The following is a 17,598-nucleotide window of genomic DNA, read 5'->3' as shown; positions in this document are numbered from 1 at the left end:
TGATTAGTATTAACTCACAAATGCACTATAACCCGTAATTGCACGGCCTACAATAAGTGAATTTATTTCTTTTGTTCCTTCATAACTATAAATGGCTTCTGCATCGGCCACAAAACGCGCTACATCGTGTTCAAGTAAAATACCATTTCCGCCCATTACTTCGCGGGCACGGCTTACTACATCCCTGGTGCGCATACTGCAAAATACTTTGGCCAGAGATGCGTGTTCGTCTGTAAGCAAATCGGCATCCTGCATTTCAGAAAGCCTAAAAACCAGGGTTTGCATTGCAGTAAGATTAGATACCATTTCTACCAGGTGATTCTGAATTAGTTGGTAAGAGGCAATGGGTCTTCCAAACTGTTCTCTTTTTCGGGTGTATTTCAAAGCACTTTCGTAAGCTCCACGGGCGCAGCCAACCGCCTGCCAGGCTACCCCGGCCCTGGTCATGCGAAGTACTTTTGCGGTATCTTTAAATGAATTGGCGTTTTGCAACCTATCACTTTCGGGTATCTTACAATCGGTTAAGGTAATGAGGGCATTTTGTACAATTCGCAGTGCCATTTTATCCTGCATCTTTTCAGCCTTAAAACCGGGATTTTCTTTTCTAACCAGGAAACCTTTTACCTGGTTACTATCTTCATCTCTTGCCCAAATAATAATTACATCGGCGAAGGTGGCGTTACCTATCCATTTTTTCTGTCCGTTTAAGATCCAACTTTCGCCATCAAACCTACAGGTGGTTTCCAGGCCACCGGCAACACCAGAACCTACATTTGGTTCTGTAAGGCCAAAAGCGCCAATCGCCTCCAGTTTTTGCATTTTTGGAAGCCACTCTTGTTTTTGTTCTTCGCTACCACATAGATAAATAGAGCCCATTGCAAGCCCGCTATGTACGCCAAAAAAAGTTGAGATAGACACATCTACCCTGGCAATTTCCTGCGCAATGATACCTTCCATTAAGAAAGGAAGGTTGGGGCAGCCATAACCTTTGTAAGGAACGCCCGTAATATTTAATTTCTTGAATTTTTCAATGATTTCGTGTGGAAATTTAGCCCGGTTCCAATGGTCGTTCACCAAAGGTCTCACTTCATCTTCCATAAAATTTCGCACCTGCATCTGGAGCTTGCGTTGCTCTTCTGTTAACTTAAGGTCTAAGTTGTAAAAATCGCCATCTATGGGAGGGAGATCGCTTTGGCCTTTTTTACGCTTGGCTTTTAACATTTTCATTAAACCCTGCAGCTGACGTTCATCGAGCTGGCCTAAACTTTTTACCGCTTCAGAAAGATCTATTTGTTTATTGATTTTCGCTAATTGATCCATATCAACCGACTTTAATAGGTTGATAGTGTTTTTTACTTTTTTAAAAACAGACATAAGACGCTTGGTTAGTGTAATTCTAAAAATAGGAATTAAAACTGCGCCCCGTTGTTAAAGCTTTCCGAAGAAAAAGTCAAAAAAAATACCGCTGATTGCAGCGGTATTTTATATAATTATGGCATTTGTAATTTAAAGCTTAAAAGCTTCCTTTACTTTATCTACATAATCCAGTTTTTCCCAGGTAAATAATTCAACTTCTTTCTTTATTTCTCCGGAATAAGGACTTTTAAAGATTTTTGTAATGGTTCTTGGGGTTTTTCCCATATGACCATAGGCAGCGGTTTCGCGATAAATAGGGTTTCTAAGTTTTAACCTGTCTTCAATGGCCCAGGGGCGCATGTCAAAAATTTCAGCTACTTTTTTAGCGATTTCTCCATCTTTCATATCTACTTTGGCCGTACCGTAAGTTTCTACAGAGATTGAAGTAGGCTCTACCACCCCAATCGCGTAAGAAACCTGTACTAACACTTCATCGGCAAGCCCGGCAGCCACTAAATTTTTGGCTACGTGCCTGGAAGCATAAGCAGCAGATCTATCTACCTTGCTGGGATCCTTACCTGAGAAAGCACCACCTCCGTGGGCACCTTTGCCACCGTAGGTGTCTACAATAATTTTTCTTCCGGTTAGACCGGCATCACCGTGAGGACCGCCAATAACAAATTTTCCTGTAGGGTTTATATGATAAGTGATGTCGTCGTTAAATAGTTTTTGTACATATTCAGGTAATTGTGCCTTTACCCGGGGAATAAGAATTTCAATAATATCTTTCTTAATCTTTTTCAGCATTTCCTCATCGTTACCATTAAAATCGTCGTGCTGGGTAGAAACCACAATGGCAACAATCTTTTGCGGAACATTATCATCGCTATATTCTATGGTAACCTGGCTTTTAGAATCTGGTCTCAGGTAAGGAATATCTTTTCCTTCCCGCCTTAATTTTGCCAGTTCAATAAGAATTCTATGTGAAATGTCCAGTGCCAGCGGCATATAGTTTTCGGTTTCGTTGGTAGCGTAACCAAACATCATACCCTGGTCTCCGGCACCTTGTTCTTCCTTGTTTCCACGATCTACACCTTGATAAATCTCCTGGGATTGTTCGTGAATTAATGAGATTACACCACAGGAATCCCCGCTAAATTTATAAGCCCCTTTGGTATAACCAATATCGTTTATTACTTCCCTGGCAATGTTTTGTACATCTAAATAGGTATCACTTCTAACCTCACCGGCAAGTACAACCTGTCCTGTAGTTACCAGGGTTTCGCAGGCAACTTTGGAGTTTTCATCAAATGCAAGAAAATTATCCAGCAGTGTATCGCTAATTTGATCTGCGATTTTATCGGGGTGTCCTTCAGATACACTTTCTGAAGTAAATAAATATGCCATATTTAAAAATGTTTTTAAAAAATATGGGCAGCATTTGACAGATAAAGCTAAGAGGAGTGTATTACTGCTTTAGCATTTTTAATACACATTTCGTGTATTTGAGGGTTGCAATCAGTCAAATCCTTCCCTTTAATTAATTCGGATACAAATGTATAAAAATAACCTCAACTCGAACTTGCTTTAACTTTCTTTTTTATTCGGTTTAAGGATGTTAGCAACGTAGATAAAAGCATCTATTTTGTAATTATTTGACTTACAGTTTATTGTCTTTGTTTTTGATTTGAAAATGAAGAATTGTTATTTTTAAATCAAAATAAATATCGACTTTTTATTTTTTACGCCTTTTAAAATTTTTTTCGTAAAAATGCTGTTTCGATTTGGAAATTAGAAATTTCTCCCCTTATATTTGCCGGGAACAAAACAAAGAAATGTACCAGACAATTTTCAATATGATGCGTATGATGATGTGGAAAGCCTCCGCAGCGCATTCAATTGAATAAATCTGAAAAGATAAAATTGAAAAAGCCGCTGCCAAACGCAGCGGTTTTTTTATGTCATAATTTAATGTTGTAAGCTTAGAATTACAATAAAAAATAAAACGAAGAATTCCGGTTTTCCGGAGCTATAGAAATAAACGAGATGAAAAAGGCAATGAACAATATGATGATGCGTGATATGATGATGTCTATGATGATGCGACACATGAATCGCTATTGCCAAAACCGAATTTAACTTAGTTTGTTTAGAGTTCAATTTAAAAGGTCCCCTTGGTAATAGCTACTTAAGGGGACTTTTTTTTACAAAACAATTATATACCCGCAAAGTAGGGAATTCAATAAAAAATAAATCAAACTTCAAAATACGAAGTAAGAATATAAAAAATTAGAAATTATGAGTACGCAAAAATTTTCAACAAACGCATTACACGCCGGTCACGATACTAAAAACAATGGAGGAACAAGGGCTGTGCCTATTTATCAAACCACTTCTTATGTATTTAATAATTCAGATCACGCTGCAAATCTTTTTTCATTGGCTGAACCCGGATACATCTACACCCGCTTAAACAACCCAACGAACGATGTTCTGGAGCAAAGGCTTGCTGTATTGGAAGGAGGTATTGCGGCAGTAGTTACTGCATCTGGAACGGCTGCTATAAACACTACGCTTTTAACGCTTTTAAAAGCCGGAGATCATATTGTAGCTTCCAGTAGTTTGTATGGAGGAACTTACAATTTACTGAGCGTAACCTTACCTAGATTGGGAATTACCACCACCTTTGTAGATCCTGAATATCCCGAAAACTTTAAAAAGGCGGCCAAAGAAAATACCCGTGCAATTTTTGTGGAATCTCTAGGGAATCCAAAACTCGATGTGCTAGATCTAAAAGCCATTGCTACAGAAGCCAGTGCACTTAAAGTTCCGTTTATAGTTGATAATACTGTTGCTACCCCTTCATTGTTAAAACCCATTGAGCACGGAGCAGATATTGTTATTGAATCGCTTACCAAATACATTAGCGGTAATGGAACTTCGCTGGGAGGTGCTATTATTGATGCAGGTAATTTTGACTGGGCAAATGGAAAGTTCCCGGAATTTACAGAGCCATCACCGGGTTACCACGGACTTGTTTATCACGAGGCATTGAAAGAAGCAGCTTTTATTGCTAAAGTTAGAATTGAAGGTCTTCGCGATCACGGGGCAGCATTAAGCCCATATAATGCTTTTCAGATTTTACAGGGGCTGGAAACCCTGGAAATTAGGATAAAACAACATAGTGAAAATGCCCTTGCGCTCGCCCAATGGTTGGAACAGCAAAAAGAAGTGAAGTGGGTGAATTATCCGGGGCTTGAAAGTAGTAAGTACAATAAACTGGCTAAAGAATACCTTCCAAAAGGCCAAAGTGGTGTGGTTACTTTTGGAGTAGAAGGTGGCTTTGAATCGGCTAAAGTTATTGCCGACGAGACCAAACTATTTTCTCTTGTTGCCAATATTGGAGATACCAAATCTTTAATTATTCATCCTGCAAGTACCACGCATCAGCAACTGGACGAGAAGCAACAGGCAACAACCGGAGTTACAAAAGACCTTATTCGACTTTCTGTAGGACTTGAAAATATAGAAGATTTAAAAGCAGATTTAGTGGAGGCATTTGCCAAGATTAAAGAAAAAGCACTGGTTTAATTTATTGTTGGTGGAAAGGCAAAGGAGAAAGCAGCCAGGTTAAGTCTTTTTCCTTTTGCTCTTTCTAAATCAAAAAAAGAGAAAAATGCTTCAGGAACTTTGTTTAAAAGATTTTAGGAATTCGGCGGGAACGGTACAGGATATCCATTTGAGCTTTCAACAATTTGGGCAAAGCCATAAAACTGCGCCGGTTGTTTTAATAAACCACGCGCTTACAGGAAACTCTCAAATTACCGGGAAATTGGGGTGGTGGACCAAAATTGTAGGTGAAAACAAAAGTGTAGATACCAATAAATTTAGTATTCTGGCTTTTAATATTCCGGGTAATGGGTTCAATGGGAAAAAAGAACACCTAATTGAGAATTACAAGGAGTTTACCCTGGCCGATATTGCCAGAATTCAAGCCCTGGCCCTGGAACGTCTGGAAATAGAAAAACTCTTTGCTATAATTGGCGGCTCTATAGGAGGAGCCCTTGCCTGGGAATTGGCTGCTTTAAAACCCGATTTGGCCGAACATATTATTCCTATTGCAACCGATTATAAAGCTACAGATTGGGTGTTGGCAAATTGTAAAGTGCAGGGACAAATATTAAATAACTCTAATACCCCGGTAAAAGACGCTAGAATGCATGCCATGACTTTTTACCGTACGCCACAATCCCTAAGTAAAAAATTTAATAGAAGTAAAGAAGAACTGGAGCCTTGTTATAAGGTTGAAGGCTGGTTGCAATACCACGGTAAAAAATTGGAAGAACGCTTTCAACTGGCTTCATATAAGTTAATGAACCATTTACTAACCACCATAGATATTAGTAAAGGTAGCGGTAAATACCTGGAGGCCGCAAAAAAAATTAAGGGCGATATTCATATAGTAACGGTAAATTCAGACTGGTTTTTCCTGGCCGACGAGAACTGGGACACTTATGTAAACCTTTCGCTCGAAAAAAATAATGTGAGTATTCACGAAATAAAATCAATACACGGGCATGATGCGTTTTTAATTGAAGCCGCACAACTGTCTAGATTTTTAAAACCTGTATTTAAAACCAACATTAAAGAAAATGAAAAAAGTGAACATCATCTTGTTTGGGATCGGTAACGTAGGAAGTACCCTTATCAATCAATTACTTAACGCAAAAGAGCAATGGGAAAAGAATTCGGGAGTTTCAATAAGCATTCCGGTAATTGCCAACTCTACAAAAGCACTTTTTACTACCGAAGGAATTTCTGAAAACTGGCAAGAAGAATTCAAAAGCAAAGCTAAAAATTATAAACTTGAAGATATCCTGGATTTTACCAGAACCAACGATCTTGAAAACTTAATTGGGATAGATGCTACGGCAAGTAAGGAGTTTGCATCAATTTATATAAGGTTAATTCAAAATGGCTTTAACCTGGTAGCGGCCAATAAGGTAGCCAATACCTTATCTTCAGATTTTTACAAAGAAATACGTAAAGAACTGGATTATCACGGCAAACATTTTTATTACGAAACCAATGTAGGTGCAGGGTTGCCCATAGTACAAACCGTTCAGGACCTATACCAATCTGGTGAGAAAGTCACCAAAATTCGTGGAGTTTTCTCCGGTTCGTTAAGCTTTATTTTTAATACTTTTTCCGAAAATCAGGAAGAATTTTCTGATGTATTAAAGAAAGCGGGAACGCTTGGTTATACCGAGCCTGACGCCCGCGAAGATCTTTCAGGTAACGATGTTGGTAGGAAATTGTTAATTCTTGCCCGTGAGCTTGAGTTAGATAAGGAGTTTCAAGAAGTTAAAATTCAGTCTTTAATTCCCGAGAAATTAAACGGAAAAACTACCGCAGAGGAATTTCAACAAAGACTTGGGGAGTTAGACGAGATTTTTAGCAAACACAAGAACGAGCAGGAACAAGGTAATGTATTGCGATATATTGGTGAGATTGAAGTAGCCAGTGCCAGCCTGGAGGCAAAGCTTATTTCTGAACCAAAAAATACAGCCCTGGGACAAATTAAGGGAGCCGATAACATCTTTGAGATCTACACCGAATCTTATGGAGATCAACCCCTGGTTATTCAGGGAGCAGGTGCAGGAGCTGCCGTAACTGCCCGTGGAATTGCCGGCGATGTACTTAAATTATCGCAAAGGCTAAATTAAAAATCAACAAAACCAACAATTATGCATTTTGAATCCGAAGCCATTAGAACCCAAAACAAACGAACGCAATACCAGGAGCATTCCACGCCCTTGTATCTTACGTCTAGTTTTGTTTTTGATGATGCCGAAGACATGAGGGCTTCTTTTTCTGAGGAAAAAGAACGCAATATCTATAGCCGCTTTACAAATCCGAACAATTCAGAGTTTACTGAAAAAATGGTAAAAATGGAAGGGGCAGAGGCCGGTTTTTCTTTTGCCACAGGAATGAGTGCTGTTTTTTCCAGTCTTGCGGCCTTGTTAAATAGTGGCGATCATATAATTTCGGCCAGAGCTGTTTTTGGCTCTACCCACAGTTTGTTTACCAAATTTTTTCCAAAGTGGAATATTTCGCACTCTTATTTTAATGTAAACGAAGTTGATAAGATTGAAGAATTAATAAAGCCGGAAACCAAAATGATTTTTGCCGAAACGCCTACCAATCCAGGTTTGGACATTTTGGATTTGGAGTTGTTGGGGAGGATTGCGAAAAAGCATAATATTATTCTGGTAATTGATAATTGTTTTGCCACACCCTGGTTGCAAAACCCTATTAAATATGGAGCAGATCTAGTAATTCATTCTGCAACAAAACTAATAGATGGCCAGGGGCGTGTGCTAGGAGGGGTAACTGTAGGAAGAGCCGATTTGATTCGGGAAATTTATTTGTTCTCAAGAAATACCGGCCCGGCTTTGTCGCCGTTCAATGCCTGGGTGCTTTCAAAAAGCCTTGAAACCCTGTCGGTGCGTTTGGATAAACATTGCGAAAACGCCGAAAAAGTAGCACGGTTTTTAGAATCCCAGGCCAATGCTGAAAATGTAAAATATCCATTTTTGAAATCGCATCCACAATATGAGATTGCAATAAAACAAATGAAAAAAGGAGGAAACATTGTTTCCTTTGAGATTAAAGGGGGGATTGAAGCAGGTAGAAGGTTTATTGATGCCGTAAAACTCTGTTCAAGATCTGCCAATTTGGGAGATACAAGAAGTATTGTGACGCATCCTGCCTCTACCACCCATAGTAAATTAAGTGAAGAAGATAGATTGGAAGCTGGGATAACCCCCGGTTTAGTTAGGGTTTCGGTAGGCCTGGAACATGTAGAAGATATAATAGAAGACCTAAAGCAGGCATTAAATTCAATTTAATATGCTCATTTCAGCAGAATGCTTTCGTTTTGATATTTTCGTAGAGAGATCTATAATAAATGTAAAAAAGTCAATATTTGAGTATATTCGCAGTATGCTTTCAAAAAAGACTAAATACGGTATTAAAGCCCTGGCGTTTATCGCGAAAAAAGCCGATAAGAAACCAGTGCAAACTTCAGAAATCTCCAAAAGCGAAAATATTTCCCAAAAATTCCTTGAAAGCATTCTGTTGGAATTACGAAAATCGGGATTTTTAGGATCCAAAAAAGGCAAGGGTGGGGGCTATTATTTAATAAAAGAGCCTAAAGATATTCAAATGACAGCGGTTATACGCGTTTTGGAAGGTCCTATTGCCATGGTTCCCTGTGTGAGCCTTAATTATTACGAAAAGTGTGACGATTGCCCTAGTGAAGAAACCTGTTCGGTGCATAGCCTAATGATACAGGTTAGGGATAGTACACTTAAGGTTTTAGGCGATAATACTTTAGCCGATATTTCAGCAAGGAAATAATTTTTTTAATGTTAAAAACTGAAAATTAGACCATTATTTATTGGTCTAAAAAAAAATAAAATTACTTTTGCTCTATAACCTACTAATTCTATAGGTTAATAGAATTAAAAATTTTGAGGAGTATGATATTGGATCAGGCAAAAACTAAAACCACATATAAAAAAGACAGGACTTCAGAGAAGCCTCTACGAAGTATTCTAAAAACGGTGAGTTGGAGGATTGTAGGAACCTTAGATACCATAGCTATTTCCTGGGTTCTTACAGGGGAAATTGACACTGCACTCGCCATAGGATCGGTAGAATTGGTCACTAAAATGGTTTTGTATTTTGGCCACGAGCGACTTTGGAACATGATTAGTTTTGGGAAAGATTGAAATTGAATTTTAGAAAAATATATAAAGTTAAGTTAGGTTCTAGAAGAACCAGAAAATTTTGAAAGATGAAACGGTACAGTGAAAAAGAATTAAAAATTCTCAACCAACAATTCAAGGGAATAACCCCGGCCGAGATTGTACAATGGGTGACTTCTAATGCAGAAAGACCTGTAGTTACCACCAACTTTAGGCCTTATGAAGCTGCAATTTTACATGCAGTTTCAGAAATAGATCCTGTGATAAAGGTCATATGGTGCGATACCGGTTATAATACCCCTCAAACTTACAAGCACGCAAAACAGGTGATAGATCAATTACAGTTAAATGTAAAGCTCTATATACCAAAACAAACCGCAGCATATAGGGATGCACTTTTTGGAGGAATTCCCGATATTAATAATCCTCAACACGAAGAGTTTACCAGGCAGGTGAAACTGGAGCCTTTTGCACGTGCCATGAATCAGCAAAATCCTGATGTTTGGTTTACAAATCTTAGAAAGGGTCAAACCAATTTTAGGAATAGCATAGATATTTTGAGTTACAGTAAAGACGGATTGTTAAAAGTGAGCCCTTTTTATCACTGGAGTGACGAAAAACTAGATGCTTATTTAGAGGAAAATAACCTGCCAAATGAGTTCAAGTATTTTGATCCCACTAAAGTTCTGGAAAATAGGGAGTGTGGGCTTCATGCTTAATATAAAAAAATGAATAAAGAAAAATCACAGATTATCATGTGCCGCTTTATGTGTATTCCCAGCACTTAAAGGTATCTTTTTGTAAAATTTATAAAAGGTTCTTTTAGGTGAAAACACAAAAGAACCTTTTTTGTTAAACGCCTGTTTTAGGCATCATTTTAAAAATTATTAGTAATGCAAAGTTTTAGAACCGAAATAGAAAACCCGGTAGTTGAGCAAGATATCCTTGATTTAGAGAAAAAAATCAGGCTGTTTCGTGAAGGAAAAGCCGACGAAGAAAAATTCCGAAGCCTGCGTTTGGCGCGTGGTGTATATGGACAAAGGCAGGCTGGGGTGCAAATGGTTCGTATAAAACTGCCATTTGGAAGAGTCACTTCAGAACAATTACATAGAATAGCCGATGTTTCTGATGAATATTCCAAAGGCCGATTGCATATTACCACGCGCCAGGATATTCAAATTCATCATGTTAGTCTGGATAGAACGCCAGAACTTTGGGCGCAACTTGAAAAAGATGACATTACCTTACGGGAAGCTTGTGGAAATACGGTGAGAAACGTAACGGCCTCCCCAACTGCAGGGATAGATAAAAATGAGCCTTTTGATGTCTCTCCTTACGCCCATGGAACTTTCCAGTTTTTCCTGCGGAATCCTATTTGCCAGGAAATGGGGAGGAAATTTAAGATGTCTTTTTCTTCTTCAGAAGAAGATACGGCACTTAGCTATATTCATGATCTGGGCTTTATTGCAAAGTTGAAAGACGGGAAACGCGGATTTAAAGTAATGTTGGGCGGCGGACTCGGTTCTCAGCCAAGACACGCCGATGAACTTTATGAATTTTTACCGGCCGAAAAACTTCTTCCTTTAATTGAAGGGGTCTTACGGGTTTTTGATAGATATGGTGAACGCAAAAAGAGGCTGAAAGCCAGAATGAAGTTTCTTATAAAAGATATAGGTAAAGAAGCTTTTATGAAATTGGTGTCTGAGCAAAATACGGCACTTTCTAAAAATCATCCAGATTTTGAAATTGAAAAATTTGAGGTAGAACCACTACTTCAGAAAGTTGAGGTTCCTCAGGTTGAAATTGAAGATAAAAAGCACTTTGAAACCTGGAAAAACACCAACGTAATTCCGCAGAAACAGGAAGGCTTATTTGCTGTGGGAATTCGTGTGCCGCTAGGTGATTTTTATACCGGAGGTGCCAGGAAACTTGCCGATTTGGTTAAAAAATATGCGGGAAATGAAATCAGACTTAGTTTAAGACAGGATATCCTAATTCGTCATGTTAGAGAAGCGTTTCTGCCTTTTTTCTATTCAGAATTAAAAAAACTTGGTTACGCTGAAACCGGTTACGACAAAACCGTAGATATTACCGCCTGCCCGGGTACCGATACCTGTAACCTTGGTATTGCCAGCAGTACGGGAATTGCAGATGTTTTGGAAGATGTTTTAAAAGAGGAATATCCGCAGTTTATAAACGGAAAAGACATCACCATAAAAATTAGTGGATGTATGAATGCCTGTGGCCAGCATAATATGGCCGAGATAGGTTTTCAGGGAATGTCTGTAAAAGTTGGAAAAACCGTGGCACCGGCACTTCAGGTTTTACTTGGTGGTGGAACACTTGGAAACGGAAAAGGTCGTTTTGCCGATAAAGTTGTAAAAGTGCCCAGTAAGCGAGGGCCACAAGCATTACGATTGCTACTTAACGATTTCGAGGCGAATGCCAATTCTGAAGAAAAATTTGCAGAATACTATGATAGACAGGGGAAAACCTATTTCTATGATTTACTAAAAGAACTTGCCGATACTTCAACTATTACCGAAAATGAATATGTGGATTGGGGGCACGAAAAGCCTTATATAAAAGCGGTTGGAGTAGGCGAGTGTGCCGGCGTGGTTATAGATCTTATCGCAACTTTGTTATTTGAAAGTGAAGAAAAGATAGATAATGCTAAAAGTGCATTGGAGCGAAAAGCCTGGGCCGATAGTATTTATCATTCCTATACGTCTATTGTAAATTCAGCTAAAGCATTATTGCTTGCAGAAGACGTGAAAACCAATACCCAGGCCGGGATTATCTCTCAGTTTGATGAGTTATTTATAGACACCGGCAAAATTGAGTTGGCAACTTCTTTTAAAGAGTTTGCCTACCAAATGAATGAGCACGAGCCCAATGAAGCTTTTGCCAATAAATATTTAGAAGATGCGCATTTGTTCTTAAAAAGAGTAGATGCATTTAGAACAAAGGAGGTACAAAATGTATAATTCACCAAAATTAAGCGTGGTTGGCGCCGGGCCGGGAGATCCTGAATTGATTACACTTAAGGCTTTAAACACTTTAAAAGATGCCAAAGTGGTGCTTTTTGATGCGCTTATTAATCGCGATTTATTGGAATACGCCCCACAAGCCGAACATATTTTTGTAGGAAAAAGAAAGGATAAACATCGCTATTCTCAAGATGAGATTAACGAACTTATTGTAAAGTATGCGCTGGAGAGAGGTCACGTAGTTAGGCTAAAAGGAGGCGATCCATTTATTTTTGGAAGAGGCTCAGAAGAGATTAACTATGCAAAACAATATGGCCTGGAAACCACGGTAGTTTCGGGGATTACTTCCTCTATTGCCGTTCCGGCCAATGTGGGGATTCCACTTACCCAACGTGGCACCTCCGAGAGTTTTTGGGTAATAACAGGAACCACAACCCAAAAGAAAATTTCAGAAGATGTTCGTTTGGCAGCGCAATCTACCGCAACGGTGGTGATTTTGATGGGAATGGCAAAACTCCGGGAAATTGTTGAGATTTTTAGTTATTACGGAAAAGAGAATATTCCGGTAGGGATTATTCAGAATGGAACCACAGCCAATGAAAAGTCGGGTTTTGGAACCATAAAAAGTATAGAAAAAGTAGTTGCAGAAAAGCGATTAACCGCACCTGCCATTATCGTGATCGGCGAAGTTGTTAAAGAAAGCGGGAAATTAGAGTCGGTAATGAAAAACGCAATTCAGGAACCAGTAATTATAAATTCCCCGTTTGGGGCCTAGGGGCTTATGGAAGAGAGAAACGAATTATACCCGGTATTCTTAAAAGTCAATAAGCTAAATGTTTTAGTGGTTGGTGGTGGAAGTGTGGGGCATGAGAAACTTCACTTTTTATTTAAGTCCAGTCCCAGGGCCAATGTAGAAGTGGTTGCAACATGGTTTTTGCCGGAAACAGAAGAGCTTGCAAAGAAACATGGCGCCAAATTAACCAAAGGTCGGTATAAGAAAAAATACTTGAAAAACCGGCACTTTGTAATTGCAGCTACTAACGATGCGAAACTCAACAAACGTGTTCACCGCCATGCAAAAAAACGCTATTTGCTAGCGAATATTGCTGATACGCCTGAACTCTGTGATTTTTATATGGGTGGAATTGTAAATAAGGGGCACGTAAAAATTGCGATTTCTACCAATGGAAAATCGCCTACCGCTGCCAAGCGTTTGCGCCAGTTTTTCGAGGAAGTTATTCCCGAAAATATAAACCAAATGGTAGAAAATCTTAATGAATACCGAAGCACTATTAAAGGCGACTTTGAAGCCAAAGTGGAACAAATGAATACTATAACCGAATCTTTAAAAGTTAAAAATAAGAGTGATGATTAAAACAGATATCCTCATTATAGGAGCCGGGCCAACCGGTTTATTTACCGTTTTTGAAGCGGGATTGTTAAAGCTAAAAACCCATTTAATAGATGCCCTACCGCAACCCGGGGGGCAGTGTTCTGAGATATACCCTAAAAAACCCATTTACGATATTCCGGCATTTCCCGAAATTTTAGCTGGAGATCTGGTAAATAATTTAATGGAGCAAATTAAACCTTTTCAGCCGGGATTCACTTTAGGAGAACGCGCCGAAACTTTAGAAAAGCTGGATGATGGTACCTTTATAGTAACTACCAATAAGGGAACAAAACACCACGCTCCGGTGGTAGCTATTGCCGGCGGATTAGGTTCTTTTGAACCCAGAAAACCCCCAATTTCAAATATTGCCGATTTTGAAGATAAAGGTGTTTCTTATTTTATTAAAGATCCTGAAGTTTACCGCGATAAAAAAGTAGTGATTGCCGGGGGAGGAGATTCGGCTTTAGATTGGGCTATTTACCTGGCTGAAGTTGCTGCTGAAGTTGCGCTGGTACATAGAAGGGCAGAATTTCGTGGTGCCCTGGATTCTGTAGAAAGAGTTTCAGAATTGGCAAAACTAGGTAAGATAGAAATGATTACCAATGCTGAGGTAGTTGGCCTAAGAGGAGAAGACAGGCTTGAGCAAGTGGTAATTAGGCATAAAGATGAAGCCCGCGAAGAAGAATTTAAAGAGGTAGACGATTTTATCCCATTATTTGGCTTGTCGCCAAAATTGGGGCCCATTGGAAACTGGGGACTCGAAATTGAAAAAAACGCTATAAAAGTTGATAATTCCTATGATTATCAAACCAATATCCCAGGGGTGTATGCTATTGGTGATGTAAACACTTATAAAGGAAAATTGAAATTAATTCTTTCCGGGTTTCACGAGGCGGCTATTATGTGTCAAAGTGCTTACAACCGTATTTTTCCCGATAAAAAATATGTACTTAAATATACCACCGTTGGTGGCGTAACCGGATTTGACGGTAGTAAAAAAGAAGCCAAAAAAGAAGTGGTACAGAGTATTGGCGTGTAGGCTTTTTAGCTCTCGAAGTAAATTTGAAACAGGTTACTTTAGGGGAGTAAAAGAAATGCCTTTTATGGTTATTAGTTCCCCTCCTTTTAAAGGAGGGGTGGCTAATAGGCCTGGTGGTTAAAGCCTTTTTTTGGTCGCTTACTTGATATCACAAGGGTACGATTCAATCATCTAACTCGCTTTATAGAATGTTGTTTTTATATTATTTCTTGAATTTTTTGAAATAATTATCTTTCATATCCACTAGATATACACCTTGACCATACCATTGTTTTTTTTCATCATTGGATAATGTGGCAACTCTTAATATTTCTTCGGCAGTATCTTCTCTACCAATTGTTCTTTTGGCATATTTTAATGGGAGCTCTTCACTATTTAATCCTGTCGTGTTAAAAACATATGCGTACCGTCTTTTGGCAGGTGTATCTTTTAATGCAGCAGGTCTGAATATGATAAAATCTAAACCTTCCGGTTGAGCCTTAGCAAGAATTGCCTCGCTCTTGGTTACATTTTTAAAAATTGGAAAAATCACTTGAACAAGATTAGATAACATATTGTAATTCGCAGGCCATGCGGTTAGGCTTTTCCCCGGAACGCCCTCGGTGCCTACCGAACCATGATATAATGTTTCTACCCAACGGCTATTTCGCTGGCCATCAACTATTGCTTGAATCGTATCGGTGTAAAGTGTGTTTTTAGAATTTATCATGTCTTTGGTCTTTGTCACCCCAACAAAACAACAAATTGCATCTATAGACTTGTCTTCTTTGAGAAGTTGAGCATAAGTTTCCGGCTTTAAAATGTTGCTATTCTTTGCTTTTAATTTACCTGTTTTGTTATTAGTCGCTATTCCGTCAGGGGTTAGATTTGTATTTTCCAATACATCATTCATTCGTCTTAGTGCCGCTTTATCATCTACTGCACGGCAAAGTGCTGTGACATCGTGACCTTGTCTTAATGCCTTTTTTACAAAGAAGCGTGCACCACGAGATGCTGCCGCTACAACAAGAAAATGTCTTTTTTTATGTTCTTTCATTTTTTGTTTGGTTGTATGCACACATATGCATATTTTGAATTAAATTTTTTTAGTTCTTAGTATGTACATTCATTAAATCTCTCAATGATTTAGCAGTTTTCTCAATATGTTGAGTAATTAATTCACAATCAAGTGTGTAGAAAGTATGTCTTGAGCGTTTCTCTTTTATAACGATGCCTTGTGTTTGCAGTTGTTCTAAATGTCTTGAAATTACTGATCTATCCTGCGTGAAATTTTCTGCAATTTCTTTGATGCTACGTTCCTTTCCATCAGCCAGGTGCTTTACAAGTTCAAAGCGAACAGGCTCAAACATGGTGAGAAAAAATTTCAAATTGATAGATTCTTCTATGTTATGCTCTGGATTTGCCATTTTTCACTTATATGTGCAAATGTATGCATATAATTTGATAGGTCAAAGATTTTATTTTATTTGTTAAATTAAAAATTTAATATGGTAATTAAGGGGATTCTAATAATATCATAGGTTTTGAAAAAAAAAGTAATTGACAGCCCCTTTTTTGTATGGTACTTTAAGCGGTCTAAATCTTTGTTTGGCCCACCTATGGTCATGTTGCACAATTCGGTGAAAAGTCAATTTTCCCTGAATGTGGTGATAGTTCTAATTTTATGGTATTACATGTTAATAATTGCACTCAAAGTAGGGCATAAATTATGGAGTCGCACTTTGGCGGTAATTAAAACAGAAACTTCTTATGAAATTGGGCTTATATCATAGTATTATTCAATAGATAAGCTCAAAATAGTACAAGTCTGTACCACAAAACAACGTAGGTGGCCAATTAGGATCACATTTTTTAGCAAGTGGACAGATTTATTTAACCAATCATAGTGATGCTGGTGGCACTCTGGAAGTGACCACAAATAGGATGCTGAGCAGGTTATTTTTGCATTGAATTCTTACTGAAGCAAAGCTTTATTAAAAATTCAACGCCTTAAAAATTAAATGATTATGAGATAATAGAGTTTAAAATATTATTTTTGAGAGACAAGATTATTGCTTTTCATAGGATGGGTTGTTTTGCTGTGTTTAGTTATCAGATTCTACGGATTTTAATATTCTACCGTCATTAAGCTTCCACTCTGTTAATCCATTTGCACTTCTTCCCATTACTACAGCCGCTGCAGCGCTTGGACTTGAAAATAGATAATCTTCTTTAAAAATAAGTTTGTTGTTAATCTTATTTATAATGTTGTCATCAATTAAACTCAGCCTTAACTTAATTAAGTTTTCAGGAAAAGAATTTGTGGTTGTAGTTGCAATTTCCGAGTTTCTAAGAACCACAAATCCTTCATTAGTCATTTGTCCTTTTGCATCTGCTCCTCGGGCAGCGTTTATATAAAATGTACTTTTTATTTCTTCTTCAAATGTTTGATCTTTCCTTAATTCCTCAAATATTTTGAAACCTAAAGCATTTACTAGAAGTTTTATATTTTCAAGAAATTCTTCCATTTCTGCTTTATCAGATTCTGAAATTATTGATCTGGTTGGATAATTACCATTGTCTATATCGTAGCGATTTACTTTTATAGCAATTTCATGTAATCTACTTTCTAGATATTTTATATGAGCTTTATTTAGATTTTCATCCTTACTCACAAAAACTAAAGCTTCGTTCCAAAAATCTTTAGCAGATAAATGTTGATTTAACCTTTTGTAGATCCCTTCCGCTTCACCTATGTATGCTAATTCTTTATTCTCTGATTTATCAGATTTTCCAAATAAAATATAAATTCCAGTATTTTCTAACTCTGGTCTGTCAGATGATTCCTTAATTTTTTTTCTTGGAATTTTTAATGCTTTACCTGTCCAATTTGATAATTCGCATGTCATTCTTCCATTTGGCTCTCCATCTACGAGAAAGATTTTAATTGTTTTACCAAAGTTTTTCATTGATGTATTTTAGTTGGATTTTTCATCTAAATGCCGCCAACAGTTTGCGGTTATCTCAAGTTGGAGGAGTGGGCACTCGACATTGGCGGCTTATCGTTTG

General features: G+C 38.0%; 16 protein-coding genes. 11 read left to right on the top strand and 5 right to left on the bottom strand.

Going from position 1 to position 17,598, the window contains the following annotated elements; genetic code table 11:
* Positions 1–9: 9 nt before the first annotated feature.
* Positions 10–1,374: an acyl-CoA dehydrogenase family protein gene (locus GUB10_RS11695; RefSeq protein WP_193711638.1), complete on the bottom strand. Its 1,365-nt coding sequence runs from the start codon at positions 1,372–1,374 to the stop codon at positions 10–12.
* A gap of 132 nt (positions 1,375–1,506) precedes the next feature.
* A complete protein-coding gene (gene metK / locus GUB10_RS11690; RefSeq protein WP_193711637.1) occupies positions 1,507–2,763 on the bottom strand; it encodes a methionine adenosyltransferase in 1,257 nt (418 codons plus the stop codon).
* A gap of 891 nt (positions 2,764–3,654) precedes the next feature.
* Here metK and GUB10_RS11685 point away from each other — a divergent pair.
* From GUB10_RS11685 to GUB10_RS11635, 11 genes are all read left to right on the top strand, one after another.
* Positions 3,655–4,947: an O-acetylhomoserine aminocarboxypropyltransferase/cysteine synthase family protein gene (locus GUB10_RS11685; protein WP_193711636.1), complete on the top strand. Its 1,293-nt coding sequence runs from the start codon at positions 3,655–3,657 to the stop codon at positions 4,945–4,947.
* A gap of 85 nt (positions 4,948–5,032) precedes the next feature.
* On the top strand, positions 5,033–6,046 hold the full coding sequence (locus tag GUB10_RS11680; RefSeq protein ID WP_193711635.1) for an alpha/beta fold hydrolase: 1,014 nt from the start codon (positions 5,033–5,035) through the stop codon (positions 6,044–6,046).
* Complete coding sequence (locus tag GUB10_RS11675) at positions 6,009–7,082, top strand: aspartate kinase (protein WP_193711634.1); 1,074 nt, start codon at positions 6,009–6,011, stop codon at positions 7,080–7,082. Before GUB10_RS11680 ends, GUB10_RS11675 begins: the two co-directional genes overlap by 38 nt.
* 21 nt (positions 7,083–7,103) lie before the next feature.
* Positions 7,104–8,267 carry a PLP-dependent aspartate aminotransferase family protein gene (locus GUB10_RS11670; protein WP_193711633.1) on the top strand — a complete coding sequence of 388 codons (1,164 nt, stop codon included), beginning with the start codon at positions 7,104–7,106 and terminating at the stop codon, positions 8,265–8,267.
* Positions 8,268–8,361: 94 nt separating this feature from the next.
* The gene (locus GUB10_RS11665) at positions 8,362–8,778 is read left to right on the top strand and encodes an Rrf2 family transcriptional regulator (RefSeq protein ID WP_193711711.1); all 417 of its coding nucleotides are present in this window, start codon (positions 8,362–8,364) and stop codon (positions 8,776–8,778) included.
* Between the two features lie 122 nt (positions 8,779–8,900).
* On the top strand, positions 8,901–9,152 hold the full coding sequence (locus GUB10_RS11660; protein ID WP_193711632.1) for a DUF2061 domain-containing protein: 252 nt from the start codon (positions 8,901–8,903) through the stop codon (positions 9,150–9,152).
* A gap of 65 nt (positions 9,153–9,217) precedes the next feature.
* Positions 9,218–9,847 carry a phosphoadenosine phosphosulfate reductase family protein gene (locus GUB10_RS11655; protein WP_193711631.1) on the top strand — a complete coding sequence of 210 codons (630 nt, stop codon included), beginning with the start codon at positions 9,218–9,220 and terminating at the stop codon, positions 9,845–9,847.
* 174 nt (positions 9,848–10,021) lie between these two features.
* A complete protein-coding gene (locus tag GUB10_RS11650) occupies positions 10,022–12,115 on the top strand; it encodes a HEPN domain-containing protein (protein ID WP_193711630.1) in 2,094 nt (697 codons plus the stop codon).
* Positions 12,081–12,893 (top strand): uroporphyrinogen-III C-methyltransferase, encoded by an 813-nt coding sequence (gene cobA / locus GUB10_RS11645; RefSeq protein ID WP_370591096.1) that lies wholly within the window; start codon positions 12,081–12,083, stop codon positions 12,891–12,893. Before GUB10_RS11650 ends, cobA begins: the two co-directional genes overlap by 35 nt.
* A gap of 6 nt (positions 12,894–12,899) precedes the next feature.
* The gene (locus tag GUB10_RS11640; protein WP_193711629.1) at positions 12,900–13,493 is read left to right on the top strand and encodes a bifunctional precorrin-2 dehydrogenase/sirohydrochlorin ferrochelatase; all 594 of its coding nucleotides are present in this window, start codon (positions 12,900–12,902) and stop codon (positions 13,491–13,493) included.
* Positions 13,486–14,550 carry an NAD(P)/FAD-dependent oxidoreductase gene (locus GUB10_RS11635; protein WP_193711628.1) on the top strand — a complete coding sequence of 355 codons (1,065 nt, stop codon included), beginning with the start codon at positions 13,486–13,488 and terminating at the stop codon, positions 14,548–14,550. Before GUB10_RS11640 ends, GUB10_RS11635 begins: the two co-directional genes overlap by 8 nt.
* 202 nt (positions 14,551–14,752) lie before the next feature.
* Here the strand turns inward: GUB10_RS11635 and GUB10_RS11630 are convergent, their stop codons facing one another.
* The 3 genes from GUB10_RS11630 to GUB10_RS11620 all read right to left on the bottom strand — a co-directional run bounded on the left by GUB10_RS11630 (position 14,753) and on the right by GUB10_RS11620 (position 17,498).
* Positions 14,753–15,586, bottom strand: coding sequence for an NAD(P)H-binding protein (locus tag GUB10_RS11630; protein WP_193711627.1), 834 nt, complete (start codon positions 15,584–15,586; stop codon positions 14,753–14,755).
* A 49-nt stretch (positions 15,587–15,635) separates the two neighbouring features.
* Positions 15,636–15,956: a helix-turn-helix transcriptional regulator gene (locus GUB10_RS11625; RefSeq protein ID WP_193711626.1), complete on the bottom strand. Its 321-nt coding sequence runs from the start codon at positions 15,954–15,956 to the stop codon at positions 15,636–15,638.
* A gap of 678 nt (positions 15,957–16,634) precedes the next feature.
* Positions 16,635–17,498, bottom strand: a complete 864-nt coding sequence (locus tag GUB10_RS11620; protein WP_193711625.1) for a GIY-YIG nuclease family protein — start codon at positions 17,496–17,498, stop codon at positions 16,635–16,637.
* Positions 17,499–17,598: the final 100 nt, after the last annotated feature.

Source organism: Salegentibacter sp. BLCTC (genome assembly GCF_015143665.1).
In the GTDB taxonomy this organism is placed as follows: Bacteria; Bacteroidota; Bacteroidia; order Flavobacteriales; family Flavobacteriaceae; genus Salegentibacter; species Salegentibacter maritimus.
The sequence above is the reverse complement of the archived record's forward strand: the minus strand, read 5'-3'. Positions and strand labels throughout refer to the sequence as shown.